This is a genomic window from Pseudomonas sp. MF09156 (assembly GCF_059862305.1).
In genome coordinates this window covers 83,296-98,332 of record NZ_JCBCUR010000014.1, presented here as the reverse complement: position 1 = coordinate 98,332, position 15,037 = coordinate 83,296, and the positions used below count along the sequence as shown (strand labels likewise).

General features: G+C 63.3%; 8 protein-coding genes. 6 read left to right on the top strand and 2 right to left on the bottom strand.

Annotation, left to right across the window (positions count from 1 at the left end):
• The first annotated feature begins 20 nt into the window (after positions 1–20).
• Genes AC19YY_RS23885 through AC19YY_RS23870 form a run of 4 tightly spaced genes read left to right on the top strand, consistent with a single transcriptional unit; the run spans position 21 to position 5,295 of the window.
• On the top strand, positions 21–1,364 hold the full coding sequence (locus tag AC19YY_RS23885) for a 3-oxoacyl-ACP reductase (protein ID WP_500604973.1): 1,344 nt from the start codon (positions 21–23) through the stop codon (positions 1,362–1,364).
• Between the two features lie 2 nt (positions 1,365–1,366).
• Positions 1,367–2,269 (top strand): MaoC/PaaZ C-terminal domain-containing protein, encoded by a 903-nt coding sequence (locus AC19YY_RS23880; RefSeq protein ID WP_500604972.1) that lies wholly within the window; start codon positions 1,367–1,369, stop codon positions 2,267–2,269.
• Positions 2,266–3,564: an acetyl-CoA C-acetyltransferase gene (locus tag AC19YY_RS23875; protein WP_170057105.1), complete on the top strand. Its 1,299-nt coding sequence runs from the start codon at positions 2,266–2,268 to the stop codon at positions 3,562–3,564. Before AC19YY_RS23880 ends, AC19YY_RS23875 begins: the two co-directional genes overlap by 4 nt.
• A gap of 27 nt (positions 3,565–3,591) precedes the next feature.
• A complete protein-coding gene (locus AC19YY_RS23870) occupies positions 3,592–5,295 on the top strand; it encodes an AMP-binding protein (RefSeq protein WP_169955775.1) in 1,704 nt (567 codons plus the stop codon).
• A 122-nt stretch (positions 5,296–5,417) separates the two neighbouring features.
• Here AC19YY_RS23870 and AC19YY_RS23865 read toward each other — a convergent pair whose 3' ends face one another.
• Complete coding sequence (locus AC19YY_RS23865; RefSeq protein ID WP_500604971.1) at positions 5,418–6,533, bottom strand: Gfo/Idh/MocA family protein; 1,116 nt, start codon at positions 6,531–6,533, stop codon at positions 5,418–5,420.
• Positions 6,534–6,861: 328 nt separating this feature from the next.
• Here AC19YY_RS23865 and AC19YY_RS23860 point away from each other — a divergent pair, with 328 nt between their 5' ends.
• Positions 6,862–7,902: a WD40/YVTN/BNR-like repeat-containing protein gene (locus tag AC19YY_RS23860; protein WP_170041594.1), complete on the top strand. Its 1,041-nt coding sequence runs from the start codon at positions 6,862–6,864 to the stop codon at positions 7,900–7,902.
• Positions 7,903–7,917: 15 nt separating this feature from the next.
• On the top strand, positions 7,918–10,293 hold the full coding sequence (locus tag AC19YY_RS23855; RefSeq protein WP_500604970.1) for an efflux RND transporter permease subunit: 2,376 nt from the start codon (positions 7,918–7,920) through the stop codon (positions 10,291–10,293).
• A 65-nt stretch (positions 10,294–10,358) separates the two neighbouring features.
• Here the strand turns inward: AC19YY_RS23855 and AC19YY_RS23850 are convergent, their stop codons facing one another.
• A complete protein-coding gene (locus AC19YY_RS23850) occupies positions 10,359–15,020 on the bottom strand; it encodes a hypothetical protein (RefSeq protein ID WP_500604969.1) in 4,662 nt (1,553 codons plus the stop codon).
• Positions 15,021–15,037: the final 17 nt, after the last annotated feature.

Sequence of the window (15,037 nt, the reverse complement as noted above, 5' to 3'; positions counted from 1 at the left end):
TCAGGAAAACGGATCGATTTATGAGCGACAGCTATCTCTCTTTTGTGAACTCTGCCTGGGGCCGTCGCCTGGCCCAGACTATCGGCTTGCCACAACCCTTGCCCCTGCAACGTCATCGCAGCGGCCAGCAAGGCTTGGCCAACCCGGTGATCATCGCCGGGGCAGGGCGCCTGGCGGACGAGGTGCGGCGCATCTTCAAGGCCACCGACACCGTGCCGGCCCAGGCCGCCACGCTCAAGGCGCCGTCTACGGTCAAGGTCCAGGGCGCGGTGTTCGATGCCAGTGCCGTGCTCGACCTCAAGCAACTGGACGAACTCTACGAATTCTTCCACGCCAACGCCCGACGCCTGGGGCAGCACGCGCGCGTGGTGGTGTTGGGCACCGCGCCCGAACACTGCCAGGACTTGCCCCAGGCCATCGCCCAGCGTGCCCTGGAAGGCCTGGTGCGGTCCCTGGCCAAGGAGCTGCGGCGGGCGATCACGGTGCAACTGATCTATGTCGCGCCGGGTGCCGAGCAGGCCCTGGAAAGCAGCCTGCGCTTTTTCCTGTCGCGGCGTTCGGCCTATGTCTCGGGGCAGGTGGTGCGCCTGGAACATCCGGTCGATGCCGCCCCCGCCATCAACTGGGACAAGCCCTTCAGCGGCCGCCGCGCCCTGGTCACCGGCGCCTCCCGTGGCATTGGCCTGGCTATCGCCCAGGTCCTGGCCCGTGACGGCGCGCACGTGGTGTGCGTGGATGTGCCGCAAGCGTTGCCCTCCCTGGAGCAGGCGGCCAGCAGCGTCGGCGGCCACGCCTGGGCGCTGGACATCACCGCCGCCGATGCGGTGCAGCAGTTGCAGGCTTATGTGGCCGAGCACGGTGCGTTTGATGTGGTGGTGCATAACGCCGGGATCACGCGCGACAAGACCATCGCGAAAATGACCGAAACCGCCTGGCGCAGTGTGCTGGCGGTCAACCTCGAAGCGCCGTTGCACTTGAGTCAAGCCTTGCTGCAGGGGCAGGGGCTCAATGCCGGTGGGCGGGTGGTCTGTGTGTCGTCGATCTCCGGGATCGCCGGCAACCTGGGGCAGAGCAACTACGCCACCTCCAAGGCCGGGGTGATTGGCCTGGTGCAGGGCCTGGCGCCCGTGGCGGCGGCGCGGCAGGTCACGGTCAATGGCGTGGCGCCGGGGTTTATCGAGACCCAGATGACCGCGAAAATCCCGCTGATGATTCGCGAAGCGGGGCGGCGCATGAACTCCCTGTCCCAGGGCGGGCAACCCATCGACGTCGCCGAAACCATCGCCTGGCTGGCGCATCCCGCCTCGGGCGGGGTCAACGGCCAGGTGGTGCGGGTGTGCGGCCAAAGCCTGTTGGGAGCCTGAGCATGGACTACGTGACGCAGATTATCGATCCGCCGCCATCGCGCAATCGCCTGTTGCTCGATGGCCTGTTGGCGCTGCGCAAACCCAAGCTTGAGGGGGCGCCGGCCTTGCCCAGGGAGCGCCTGGTGCGCTCGGCGGTGGAGTTGAGTGCCAGGGATATTGCCGCCTACGGCCGGGCCTGTGGTTTCCGGCGTGAGCAAGGGGTGCCGCTGTCCTATCCCCATGTGCTGGCGTTCCCTTTGCACTTGATGCTGCTGACGCGCCCGAGTTTTCCGTACCCGGCCAGTGGCATGGTGCATCTGGCCAATCGCATCCGCCAGCATCGGCGCCTGCAGGAAGGCCAGGCCCTGCGCCTGGAAGTGTTTGCCGAGCGCTGGGTGGCCCATGCCAGGGGCCAGGCCTTGAGCATTGCCACCCATGCCTACAGCGCCGGCGAGTTGGTGTGGCAAAGCGAAAGCCTGTACCTGCGCCGGGATGTCGCCAACCCGCTGGGCGAACCCTGGGGGCACAGCCTGCAATTGCCCGAAGAGGACCTGCGGCGGACCCAGCGCTGGGTGCTGCCGGCGGATCTGGGGCGGCGTTTTGCCAAGGTGTCGGGGGATTTCAACCCGATCCATACCTCGCTGATCGGCGCGCGTCTGTTCGGTTTTCGCCGGGCCATTGCCCATGGCATGTGGACCCTGGGCCGCGCCCTGGCCGCCCAGCAACCCCCGGGCGGGCTGGATGTGGCCGAGGCCCATTGCGAGTTCAAGTTGCCGATCTTCCTGCCCGGCCAGGTCGCCCTGTGGAATGCCCCGGCAGACGGCCCGCGCCACGCGTTCGAGGTGCGCAACCCGGCCGGCGACAAACCCCATATGCGCGGCCTGTTTATCTGGCACCCACGTTTTGATGAGAGTCGTCCATGAGTGACTACAGCTTCAACCCCGCCCCGACGCGCCGTGTGGCGATTGTCGGTGGCAACCGCATTCCGTTTGCCCGCTCCAACACGGTGTACGCCCACGACAGCAACCAGGATTTGCTGGTGGCTGCGCTGCAAGGCCTGGTGGACCGCTACAACCTCCACGGCCTGCGCCTGGGCGAGTTTGCCGCTGGCGCGGTGATCAAGCATTCACGGGATTTCAACCTGGCCCGAGAATCGTTGCTGTCCACCACCCTGTCTGCCGAGACCCCGGCCTACGACCTGCAACAAGCCTGCGGCACGGGCCTTGAGGCGGCGTTGCTGGTGGCCAATAAAATCGCGCTTGGGCAGATTGAAGTGGGGATTGCCGGAGGCGCCGATACCACCTCCGACGCGCCCATCGGCATCAACGAGTCCCTGCGCCGCACACTGCTGGCGGCCAACCGCGCCAAGGGCGCCGGCAACAAGTTGCGCAGCCTGTTGGCGGTGCGTCCCTCGATGTTTTTCAAGCCTTTGCTGCCACGCAATGGCGAGCCGCGTACCGGCTTGTCCATGGGCGAACACTGCGAAGAAATGGCCAAGCGCTGGCAGATCAAGCGCCTGGCCCAGGACGAACTGACCCTGACCAGCCACCAGCGCCTCGAAGCGGCCTATAACAACGGCTTCTTCGACGACCTGATCAGCCCCTATCGCGGCCTGTCCCGCGACAACAACCTGCGCGCCGACGCCAGCCTGGAGAAGCTCGCCAGCCTGTCCCCGGCCTATGACCGGCAGAACGGCACCCTCACGGCCGGCAACTCCACGCCGCTGACCGACGGCGCTTCGGTGGTGCTGCTGGCCAGCGAGGAATGGGCCGCCGCCCGCGGCCTGCCGGTGCTGGCCTACCTGCGTACCGGCGAGACCGCGGCGGTGAACTTCGTCGATGGCAGTGAGGGCCTGCTGATGGCACCGGCCTACGCCGTGCCACGCATGCTTGCGCGCGAAGGCCTGGGTTTTGCCGACTTTGATTTGTTCGAGATCCACGAAGCCTTTGCCGCCCAGGTGCTGTGCACCCTCAAGGCCTGGGAAGACGCCGATTACTGCCGTGAGCGCCTGGGGCTGGAGGCGCCGCTGGGGCCTATCGACCGCGCCAAGATGAACGTCAACGGCGGCTCGCTCGGTTGCGGTCATCCCTTTGCCGCCACCGGTGGCCGTCAGTTGGCGGCGCTGGCCAAGGCCATCCACCAGCGTGGTGGCGGGCGCGGCTTGATTTCCATCTGTGCCGCCGGCGGCCTGGGCATTACCGCCATCGTTGAAAAGTAGCCCTACAACAACAATAAGGAGACTGCGATGAATGCTGTAAGCCTGGACCAAACCGAACGTATCTGGCTGAACGCCTACCTGCCCGGCGTGCCCAGCGACATCGATGCCGGCATCGAGGACTACCCGTCGTTGCGCGAGGTGTTTCTCGAGCATTTGCACAAATACCGCGACCGTGTGGCCTACGTCAGCATCGGCACCGAAATGACCTACGCCACTTGGCAGGCCCAGGGCATCGCCTTTGCCGCCTGGCTGCAAGCCCAGGGCGTGCGCAAGGGCGATCGCGTGGCATTGATGATGCCCAACTGCCTGCAGTACCCGATCTGCCTGCTGGGCACCATCCTCGCCGGTGCGGTGGTGGTCAACGTCAACCCGTTGTACACCTCCCACGAACTCAAGCACCTGCTCAAGGACAGCGGCGCCGAGACTGTGGTGATCTTCGAGAACTTCGCGCACACCCTGGAAAAAGTCGTGGCCGGCAGCACGATCAAACGCGTGGTCATCGCGGCCATTGGCGACCTGCTCGGCACCTTCAAGGGCGCGGCGATGAACTTCATCCTGCGCCGTGTGCAAAAACAGGTGCCCGCTTTCAATCTGCCGGGTGCGCTGCGTTTCAACCAGACGCTCAAACAGGGCCGGGGCCTGACCCACACCCCGGTGCCGCTGGCGCGTGAAGAACTGGCGTTCCTGCAATACACCGGCGGCACCACCGGCGATGCCAAGGGCGTGATGCTCAGCCACCGCAATATCATCGCCAACCTGTTGCAGGCCAAGGCCTGGGTGGGCGATCAACTGGACCAGAACCAGCAGGAAACCAACGTCACCCTGTTGCCGCTTTATCACATCTTTTCCCTGACCGTGAATTGCCTGATGTTCATGTGCCTGGGCGGGCGCAATATCCTGATCGCCAACCCACGGGACGTGAAGCGGGTGCAGATGATCCTGCGCAAGGAGCGTTTCAACGGCATTGCCGGGGTCAACACGTTGTTCAACGGCTTGCTGGAGAACGCAGAGTTCCGCGCCCGGGACTTTTCCGACCTGCGCCTGGTCATCGCTGGCGGCATGGCCACGCACACCGCGGTGGCCAAGCGCTGGAAAGAAGTCACCGGGCTGCCGATCATCGAGGGTTACGGCCTGACGGAGTGCTCGCCGGTGGTGAGCATCAGCCCCATCGATATCTCACGCATGCGCGACATGGAATTTACCGGCAGCATCGGCGTGCCATTGCCGTCGACCTGGGTGCGCTTCATCCGCGAGGACGGTGAAGTGGCTGACATCGGCGAGCAGGGCGAATTGCAGGTACGCGGCCCACAGGTAATGCAGGGCTACTGGCAGCGCCCCAAGGAAACCGCCGAGGTACTGGACGCCGAGGGCTGGCTGTCGACCGGGGATATCGGGGTGATGAACGAACAGGGCTTCATCCGCCTGGTGGATCGCAAGAAGGACATGATCCTGGTGTCGGGTTTCAACGTGTACCCCAATGAAATCGAAGACGTAGTGGCGTTGCATCCAGGCGTTGCGGAAGTGGCGGCGATTGGCGTGGAGGATGGGGTGACCGGGGAGAAGGTAAAGATTGTCGTGGTGCGCCGCGACCCCAGCCTGACTCAGGAACAGCTGTTGGCCCATTGCCGGGAATACCTGACGGGTTACAAGGTGCCCAAGTTTGTCGAGTTCCGCGTCGAAGAGTTGCCCAAGACCACGGTGGGCAAGGTCCTGCGCCGCGCATTGCGCTGACTTGATACGGTCTAATGTGGGAGCGGGCTTGCCCGCGATGACAGAATGTCAGTCAATAAATGTGCTGACTGACAGCCCGCCATCGCGGGCAAGCCCGCTCCCACATTGATCGGTGCAGGTCTTTAAATTTCGCTCACGTTGACCCACCGCTCTTCCCGCACCGCCAGCCGAAGCGCTGTCGCCAACCGCTCCACCTCCCATGCCGCGTCAAAATCAGTACCCGCTGCACCTTGCCCGGCCAGTGCCATGATCAACTCCTGCACCTCCAGGGTCTTCAGTTCGTTGTACCCCAACTGATGGCCCGCCGCCGGGCTGAACGCGGCATAGCCGGGCAGGGCGGGGCCTGCCAGCAGGCGCTGGAAACCCTGGTCACCGAGGCGAAACAGGCGCAGCTCATTCAACCGCTCCTGATCGAACGCCAGGGTGCCGCGTGTGCCGCTGATCTCGAAACTCAGGTGATTCTTGTAGCCGTGCTTGAGCCAACTGCTGCTGACGGTGCCGCGTGCGCCATTGGCAAAACGCAGCAGGGCATGTACCTGGTCGTCCACCGCAATTGAGCGCAATTGGGTGCTGCCAGGGCTGGCCGGGCGTTGGGCGTGGACGGTCTGGCTGTCGGCGCACACCTTGCTCACATCGCCCACCAGGTAACGTGCCATGGCCAGCAGATGACTGCCCAGGTCCGCCAGGGCGCCGCCGGCATGCTCTACCTCACAGCGCCAGGACCAGGGCGACGCCGGGTCGGCCATGAAGTCTTCGCTGAACTCGCCCTGGAAACTGATGATCTGCCCCAACTCGCCCGCCTCGATCATCTGCCGCGCCAGGACGATCATCGGGTTGTGCTGGTAGTTGTAGCCGACTCGCGTCACCACCCCGGCGTCGCGGGCGGCGCGGCGCATGGCGTCGGCTTGCTGCAGGCTGGTCGCCAGGGGTTTTTCGCAATACACCGCCTTGCCCGCCGCCAGTGCCGCCATGGCCATGGGGTAGTGCAGGTGGTTGGGGGTGGTGATGGCCACCAGGTCCACTTGCGGATCCTCGATCAGTTGTTGCCAGTCGCCGTGTGCCTGGGCAAACCCCCAGGCACTGGCACAGCGCTGCGCACGCTCGGTGTCGGCATCGGCCAGGGCCGCCAGTGTCAGGTTGAAGGGCAAGTCAAACACTGCACGGGCGTTATTGAACGCCAGTGCGTGGGCACGGCCCATGAAGCCTGTACCGATCAGGCCGATTCCAAGTGCGCGCATGGCGGTGGTCCTTTTGGTTATTGTTTTCAGGAGGGCAATTAATAGAATAAAAATTCCCTACAATCAATATGTGGAATAAAAATACCGCCAGCTGGCTGCGGGCAAGTCATCATTCCAGCGAATGCGGCTATATTCAGCGCGAAGGCAAAAGGCCTCTAGTTAACAAAAGATAACGTAGCGCCGATTGTCAGACGATTCCAAAGCCCGATAGGATGGCCCCTGCTTCCTCAAGGGGCTCTAGATTGCAGGTTTGCGCACTGCGAACACCCTGCAAGGTGTTACGACCTAACAATAATAAATGGGAGAAAGGTCTATGAGTGAGCCTGTCATGGGTGTGGGTTTTTGCCGCCCGCTCGCGTCGCGCAAGGTCGCGGTGCTGGCTACAGCGCTCTCGCTGCTGGGGGTTGTCGCGTTGTCGACGGCTGCCCAGGCTGCAACCGACGCCGCAGAACCTGCGGCATTTGCCATTGAATCGCCGAAGGCCGAAAAAGGCCTGATGATCGACGTCGTGCACGCCGGCAAGCGCCTGGTGGCGGTCGGTGATCGCGGGCATATCCTCTATTCCGATGATCAGGGCGCGACCTGGGTGCAGGCCAAGGTGCCGACCCGGCAGTTGCTCACGGCGGTGTTTTTCATCGACGAGCAGCATGGTTGGGCGGTGGGGCATGACGCCAAGATCCTCGCCAGCAGCGATGCCGGGGCTACCTGGACCGAGCAGTTCAAGGACCTCAGCCGTGAAGCACCGCTGCTGGACGTGCTGTTCAATGACCCCAACCACGGCTTTGCGGTGGGCGCCTACGGTGCGCTGATCGAGACCACCGACGCGGGCAAGACCTGGGAGGATGTCAGCGACCGCCTGGACAACGAAGACCAGTACCACCTCAACGCCATCGCCCAGGTCAAGGACGCCGGCCTGTTTATCGTTGGCGAGCAGGGCAGCATGTTCCGCTCCAGCGACGCGGGCCAGACCTGGGAAAAACTTGAAGGCCCCTACGAGGGCTCGCTGTTTGGCGTGATCGGCACCGCCCAGCCCAAGACCCTGTTGGCCTATGGCTTGCGTGGCAACCTGTTCCGCTCCACCGATTTTGGCGACACCTGGATGCCGGTAGAGCTCAAGGCCGCCCGTGGCGCCCTGGAGTTTGGCCTGTCGGGTGCGACCCTGCTCGACGACGGCACCCTGGTGGTGGTTGGCAACGGCGGCAGCGTGGTGGTCAGCCACGACGATGGCCTGACGTTCAGCGTATTCAACCGCCCGGACCGCATTTCACTCTCGGCGGTGACGGCGGCGGGCAATGGCGACTTGATTCTGGTGGGGCAGGGTGGCGTGCGCGTCGCCGAGCCAACCGGCGCCGAACGCAAAAAACAATAAGAAGGCGGGGATAGAATGAGCAGTCATCACAACGATAAAGCGACCTTTCTTGAGCGCCTGATCTTCAATAACCGCCCGGCAGTGATCGTGATCTGCCTGCTGGTGAGCATCTTCCTGTTCTGGCAGGCGACGTTGATTCGCCCGTCCACCAGCTTCGAAAAAATGATCCCCCTGCAACACCCCTTCATCGAAAAGATGATGGAGCACCGCAACGACCTGGCGAACCTGGGCAACACCGTGCGTATCTCGGTGGAGGCCAAGGACGGTGACATCTTCTCCAAGGAGTACATGGAGACCCTGCGCCAGATCAACGACGAAGTGTTCTACATTTCCGGCGTCGACCGCTCCGGCCTCAAGTCCCTGTGGAGCCCCAGCGTGCGCTGGACCGAAGTGACCGAGGAGGGCTTCGCCGGCGGCGAAGTGATCCCGCAGAGCTACAACGGCTCGCCGGAAAGCCTCGACCAGTTGCGCAACAACGTGCTCAAGTCCGGGCAGGTGGGGCGCCTGGTGGCCAACGACTTCAAGTCGAGCATCGTCGATATCCCGCTGCTGGAGTCCTACCCGGACCCGCAGGACCAGGGAAAATTGCTGGCCCTGGACTACCAGAAGTTCTCCCACGAACTGGAAGACAAGATCCGCACCAAGTTCCAGGAGCAGAACCCCAACGTCCAGATCCATATCGTCGGGTTCGCCAAGAAAGTGGGCGACCTGATCGACGGCCTGATCATGGTGGTGCTGTTCTTCGGCGTTGCGTTCGTGATCACCCTGGTGCTGCTGCTGTGGTTCACCAACTGCGTGCGCAGCACCATCGCGGTGTTGAGTACCACGCTGGTGGCGGTGGTCTGGCAACTGGGCCTGATGCACTTTTTCGGGTTCGGTCTGGATCCGTACTCGATGCTGGTACCGTTCCTGATCTTTGCCATCGGCATCTCCCACGGTGTGCAGAAAATCAACGGCATCGCCCTGCAATCCAGTGAGGCCGACAACGCCCTGACGGCGGCCCGCCGTACGTTCCGGCAACTGTTCCTGCCAGGGATGATCGCGATTCTTGCGGACGCGGTGGGCTTTATCACCCTGCTGATCATCGATATCGGCGTGATCCGCGAACTGGCCATCGGCGCCTCCATCGGCGTGGCGGTGATCGTGTTCACCAACCTGATCCTGCTGCCGGTCGCGATCTCCTATGTGGGTATCAGCAAACGTGCGATTGCCAAGAGCAAAAAGGACGCCAACCGCGATCATCCGTTCTGGCGCCTGCTGTCGAACTTTGCCAGCCCGAAAGTCGCGCCCATCTCCATTGCCCTGGCCCTGGTCGCCTTCGGTGGCGGCCTGTGGTACAGCCAGAACCTGAAGATCGGCGACCTCGACCAGGGTGCCCCGGAGCTGCGCCCGGACTCGCGCTACAACAAAGACAACAACTTCATCATCAACAACTACTCCACCAGCTCCGATGTGCTGGTAGTGATGGTCAAGACCCCCGCAGAAGGCTGCTCGCACTACGAAGCCATGGCGCCCATCGACCAGTTGATGTGGAAAATGCAGAACACCGAGGGCGTGCAGTCGGCGATCTCCCTGGTGACCGTGTCCAAGCAGATGATCAAGGGCATGAACGAGGGCAACCTGAAATGGGAAACCCTGTCCCGTAACCCGGATGTGTTGAACAACTCCATCGCCCGTGCCGATGGCCTGTACAACAACAATTGCTCCCTGGCGCCGGTGCTGGTGTTCCTCAACGACCACAAGGCCGAGACCCTCGACCGTGCGGTGCATGCGGTGCAGGACTTCGCCAAGGAAAACAACAAGGAAGGCCTGGAGTTCATCCTCGCCGCGGGCAACGCCGGGATCGAAGCGGCTACCAACGAGGTGATCAAGGAAGCCGAGCTGACCATCCTGATCCTGGTCTACCTGTGCGTGGCGACCATGTGCATGATCACCTTCCGTTCCTGGGCCGCGACCCTGTGCATCGTATTGCCGCTGGTGCTGACCTCGGTGCTGGGCAACGCGCTGATGGCGTTCATGGGCATCGGCGTCAAGGTCGCGACCTTGCCGGTGGTGGCACTGGGCGTGGGGATTGGCGTGGACTACGGCATCTACATCTACAGCCGCCTGGAAAGCTTCCTGCGCGCCGGTTTGCCGTTGCAGGAAGCCTATTACCAGACCCTCAAATCCACCGGTAAAGCCGTACTGTTCACCGGCCTGTGCCTGGCGATCGGCGTGTGCACCTGGATCTTCTCGGCCATCAAGTTCCAGGCCGACATGGGCCTGATGCTGACCTTCATGCTGCTGTGGAACATGTTCGGTGCACTGTGGCTGCTGCCGGCCCTGGCGCGGTTCCTGATCAAGCCGGAGAAACTGGCGGGGCAGAAGGGCAATTCGCTGTTTGCCCACTGAGCCTTACCGCAGGCAAGGCCCTTGTCCCCAGGGGCCTGTTGTCACCCGCGAGCGTGTGTGCCCTGTCAGGTGGCCAATGGCAGGAACCACCGCTCGGCCAACGCCTTGCCAATCAAACCACGGTGTACATCCACGACCGCCTGGGGGCTTTGTGCCCTGGCCAGTTGCGAGTAGTAGCCGACCCGGCGTTGCTCGCGTGTCTTGAGGTGGGCGGCGGTGTAGTGTTCCTTGGGCGTATCGGCTGCCGGGTAGTGGAAGTGGGCGTACCACAACGGGTAACCGAGCGGGTCGTTGACGGCATACTCCTGGACGAAGTCCCGGCGCTCGCCGCTTAACTGGATACGCTCGCCCAGCAACGCCATATTGGCGTGTTTCTGCTCGATCAGGTATTCCAGGTTGCCGTGGGTTGGCGGCAGTTCCAGGCACAGTTGGATGCGTAGCGCCTGGCCACGCTCACTCAGGCGGGCCGCGGCCTGGCGCATGTCATTTTCCAGGGTCTGGTCAGCCGGTGTGCGGGCTTCGACGGGCTGGGCCTGGATCGCCTGGTGCAGCTCGGTGGCCAGCTTGTCATAGCGCGTCGACTCATACTGCAGCACCTCCTGGACCTCTTCCGGGTGCCGGGAAATTTTCTTGTATTGCTCGCCACGCTTGAGGTGCTCTTCAAGCATGGCCAGCAGTTTGCGGGCCTCACCCTTGACCAGGTTCAGCGCGCGCGGTGCCGCCGGAGAGCGCGGGGGCGATGCTTCTTTGAATGCGATCCATTGCTCGCCCCGCTGTGAATACAGGCCCAGCAGCTCGTCATTGACCTGGGAGCGTACTTCGACGGTTTCCACGCTGCCCACGGGTTTGACCTCACCGATAAACGTGCCTTTTTTCGGGGTGCGGATGACTTTTTTCAGCGGCTTGCCGGCTACCGCCGGGTTGCGCCGGCTCGGGCGCCTGGGTGGCTGGGCGACGGGTTTGATTTCGCTGGCCAGTTGCTGGGCCGCGTCCTGGTACAGCCCCTCCACCAGCTTGAGCAACTTGGCAAAATGCTCGCTGTCCAGCTCATCGGCTTTGACGATGCCGACCCCCTGCAACGAATCCAGGCCCCGGCCATAGTGCTCCACCAGGCTTTCCAGCACGCTGACGCGGTCCTCGGCCGTCAGTTCCAGATCGTTCAGCTCACTGTGGGTACGCAAGTGTTCCTGCAGGGGTTCAAGGATGTCGATCAGTACATTGACCAGTGGATGATCCGGGTGGTTGTGGGTCATCAGTGCGTAGTTGCGTATCAGCAAGTCCTTGACGGCCAGGGCGCTGATTTCCTGGGGACGCTCCCAGGTCAGGCGGCGGTAGTGTTCGCTGCCGGCGTTGCCCAGGTTGAACAGTTGGTCCAGGTAACGATCACGCTGCTCCAGCCAGTGGATCGAACGCTCATTGATGACAATCATTTCCCGGATGAACCGCCGGTAAGCTGCAAAGTTACCGAACACAGCCTCGGCCAGGCGTTCTCCTCGGAACGTGAAGTGTCTGTTGTTGCGGTACAGCGCGTCGCGATCTTTCTTGGCCACCACCACATGCTTGCGCGTGTTGTTGACGATATTTTCCAGCAAGCTCGCCACCGACTCGGGTGGCAAGGCAATCCCCAGCTCGCTGCGTTCTTTGAGGCTGTCCAACTGCTGCTGGTATTCCAATGTCTGTTCCTGCAGGGCCGTATCGAAGCGTTGGCGACTGTCAGCCTGTTGCGCTTCGCCAAAGCGTGGGTCTTCGGCGGTGCTGGTCATCACTCCCAGGATAATCTCGATCCGTTTTTGCCGGGCCACCTGCCCCTGGATGAACTGTTCGTAAGAACGCGTCAGTTGGCTGATCCGCTCAGCCCGTCGCTGACGTTCGGCGGCGATCCGCCTGGGGGGCATGCCACCTCGCAGGCGCAGGCGGGTATCTACCGACCACACGCCGTTGGCATCGCTGCGCAGGTAAGGGCCGCTGCGGGTGGTATCGCCAGGGGCGACGACCCTGATGTCGCCCTCCGGCCCCAGGGTCACTTGCAACCATTCGCCATTCGCCTCGGCGTGCCAAATGTTTTCAACCAGGTACAGCCCCTTGCGTGGCCCATTCAGCACGGGGCGCGGCAGGGGCGTCGGCCGGATGGCCTTGAAACTGCTCAGCCGCACGCGCTGGGCAGGCGTCAGGCGTTGACGGGTCTGCGCGAAACTGAAGTCCAACACATTGCGGCTGGTGTCCGGCAACATGCCCGGCAGGGTCACGGCTCCCTCGCGAATCGTCGGAGCCAGGGGCACCGGCCATTGTTCGGCAATACGCGGGGCGAGCGCCGAAGGCAGTGCACGCGCCTTGAGCCCGGCAGCCAGGGGCGGGTAAGACGCCGTCACCTCTGGAGCCGCCTCGAACAGCAGCAGGCCGAGATTGAGCAGCAGATCAACCGCTGCCAGCTCGCGCTGCTGCTGATCCTCGGCGGCCAGTGCCGCAATGTCCTGGCCCAGGCTGGCCATCAGGCCCAGCAGCCAGCCAGTGAGCATCGCCGGCCCGCGCAACAATGGCAGCAACAGATTGCCGAACAACAGGCTGCTACCCTCCAGCAGTACCTGCCAGCGGCTCTCGCTGTTGGACACCGACTCGCGGTCGGCCTGTTGCACCAGTGAGCGGGCATGGTCGCTGAACAGGTAGCTCATCAGGCGCCCGGTGGCCAGGCATTGTTGCAATTCCTCGTTGATGCCATCGCGGGACAGGGTCGCCGGCACCGGCTTGCTCAAGAGCGCAAATTCATCGCCCTGGCCGAAGCGCAGGTAGTGCGGCTCACGGAACCCGCCGTGGGCATAAATCGGCCGGGCGCTGTCACTTAGCCAGGTCAGCACACTGTCCTGTAGCTCGCCGGGCTGGGCGATGGCCTCGAACAGCGTCTGGCGGCTGGCGAATTCCTGAAGCGCTTGGGCATACAACGGGCGATACAGCAGATGAGGGCCGACATCGGCGTTCAACGCTTCGATCAGGTACATGTTGCAGACGCTATCGGCAGGGGCGCCAGGGGCCCGTACCAACGCCAAATGGCGGATCACCACCTGGCGGTTGTCGACCTGCTGCTCGGCAACATTGCCCTGCATCAGCGCGGCCACCAGGCGTGCGCCCTGGCGGCTCACGCCGGCCTGTTGTTTGAGGTACAACTCCAGCGCCAGCAACGGCAATTGCGCGGCCTGCTGATCGGCAAACAACGTTTCACGCTGCTGCGCCTCGGGGCTGTCGCCCAACAGGTGCTGCTCCAGCAGGCGCGGGTAGTGTTGACCGATATCGACCTTTTCAATAAGGCCACCGGCGCCCATCAAATAGTCGGCGGTCAGCCAGGACGGCAGCGCCAGGCCATGGCGATTGCTCAAGGTCACGGTGCCGCTGGGGCGGCTGGCCAGGTTGTCGATGGCCATGTCCGTAAGGCTCATGCGCTCGTGGCGGATAATTCCGACGGTGCCCGGATAGCCCGAGGTGACAGTGAAGGTCAGTTGCAGGTCGTCGGGGTGCAGGGCGGCGACAGACGGTGGCGTAGGCAACAGGGAGTCGAAGGTCACCGCGTCGTGTTGCAGGGCTTGCAGCAGGGCCTTGACGGTGAAGGTGCGGATATCGTCCAGATCACTGAAAAAGTGGCGCCCGCCGCCGCGCTGTTTGGCGCTGGCCAGTGCCAGGGCATACCGCCGGTAAGTCGCGCGGTCGTCGACGCTGGCCTGTAGCAGCCAGCTCGGCAGGTGTTGGCGCAGGGTGTCCAAGGCCTGGAGTGGGGCGGCCGGTGAGTCGCGCAAAAACCGCCCGGGATCGGTGAGTTCAGCATACAGCGCCTGCCAGGCGCTGAAGGGCTGGGCCGTGGGCAGGCGCAGGTTGCCCAGGTCTGCCAGTTGGCGATTGAGGATCATCGCTGCCTGGTGCTCGAAGATATCGCCGTCGGGCTCGTAGCGCTGGATGAGGATATCGTCGACCTGATATTGACTACCCAGGCGCTGGCCGTAGGCCTGGACCAACGCATCCATGGAGGCAAACGCTTCAATGCCACCGCCGGGGCTGCACAGCAGCGCCGGCGTCTTGCCTTGCACGGTACGGATCAACACCAGTTTCGGGCTCAGCAGGTGGCTGCTCTGTTCCGCGCTTTTGAGGGTGACTTCCAGGCCATAGGCGAACACCACACCTTGGCCATGGCGGGCGATCCGCGCTTCACGGTCGGGGAGGGTGACCAGTTGGTCGACCGCCTCCTGCGCCTGTGCATCCAGGCTTGTGTGACGCAGGGCGCAAACGCGCAAGGTGTCCATCAGTACGTGCGCAAGCCAGCGCCAATGACCGGCGTCCCAATAGTCGGCCAAGGCATTTTGCAGGGCGATGGGCAGGGTCTGGGGCAGTTCGCCAATCAGGCTGGCGATGACCTGCATATCGAGGTTTTCCCGGCTCAAACCGGGCAGTTTCAGGCGTTTTGGCGGCTCGTCCGAGAGGTACCAGGGCACGTTGTCCACGTCGCTGAAGTCCAGCGCGATGCCACTGGCCAGCGCATCCTGAACCACTGCCATAAATGGCTGTAACAGCCAACTGCGGCGTTGCGGCCGGGCCAGGCGAGTGCGGCTCAGGTCTATCGTCAACGTGGGGTATTTGGCGCCGATGGCCGACGCGAGTTGTTGGCGGATTACCGTTTCCAGTGTCGGGCGATCAGCAAATTGAGCGCTCACGGCATGGGCGATAGAGGAGGGGGTGAGGGTTTGCATAAACATCCTTTTTTATT

Coding starts and splice junctions, on each gene's coding strand:
- AC19YY_RS23885 (WP_500604973.1), top strand. CDS start 21: ATGAGCGACAGCTATCTCTCTTTTGTGAACTCTGCCTGGGGCCGTCGC.
- AC19YY_RS23880 (WP_500604972.1), top strand. CDS start 1,367: ATGGACTACGTGACGCAGATTATCGATCCGCCGCCATCGCGCAATCGC.
- AC19YY_RS23875 (WP_170057105.1), top strand. CDS start 2,266: ATGAGTGACTACAGCTTCAACCCCGCCCCGACGCGCCGTGTGGCGATT.
- AC19YY_RS23870 (WP_169955775.1), top strand. CDS start 3,592: ATGAATGCTGTAAGCCTGGACCAAACCGAACGTATCTGGCTGAACGCC.
- AC19YY_RS23865 (WP_500604971.1), bottom strand. CDS start 6,533: ATGCGCGCACTTGGAATCGGCCTGATCGGTACAGGCTTCATGGGCCGT.
- AC19YY_RS23860 (WP_170041594.1), top strand. CDS start 6,862: ATGGGTGTGGGTTTTTGCCGCCCGCTCGCGTCGCGCAAGGTCGCGGTG.
- AC19YY_RS23855 (WP_500604970.1), top strand. CDS start 7,918: ATGAGCAGTCATCACAACGATAAAGCGACCTTTCTTGAGCGCCTGATC.
- AC19YY_RS23850 (WP_500604969.1), bottom strand. CDS start 15,020: ATGCAAACCCTCACCCCCTCCTCTATCGCCCATGCCGTGAGCGCTCAA.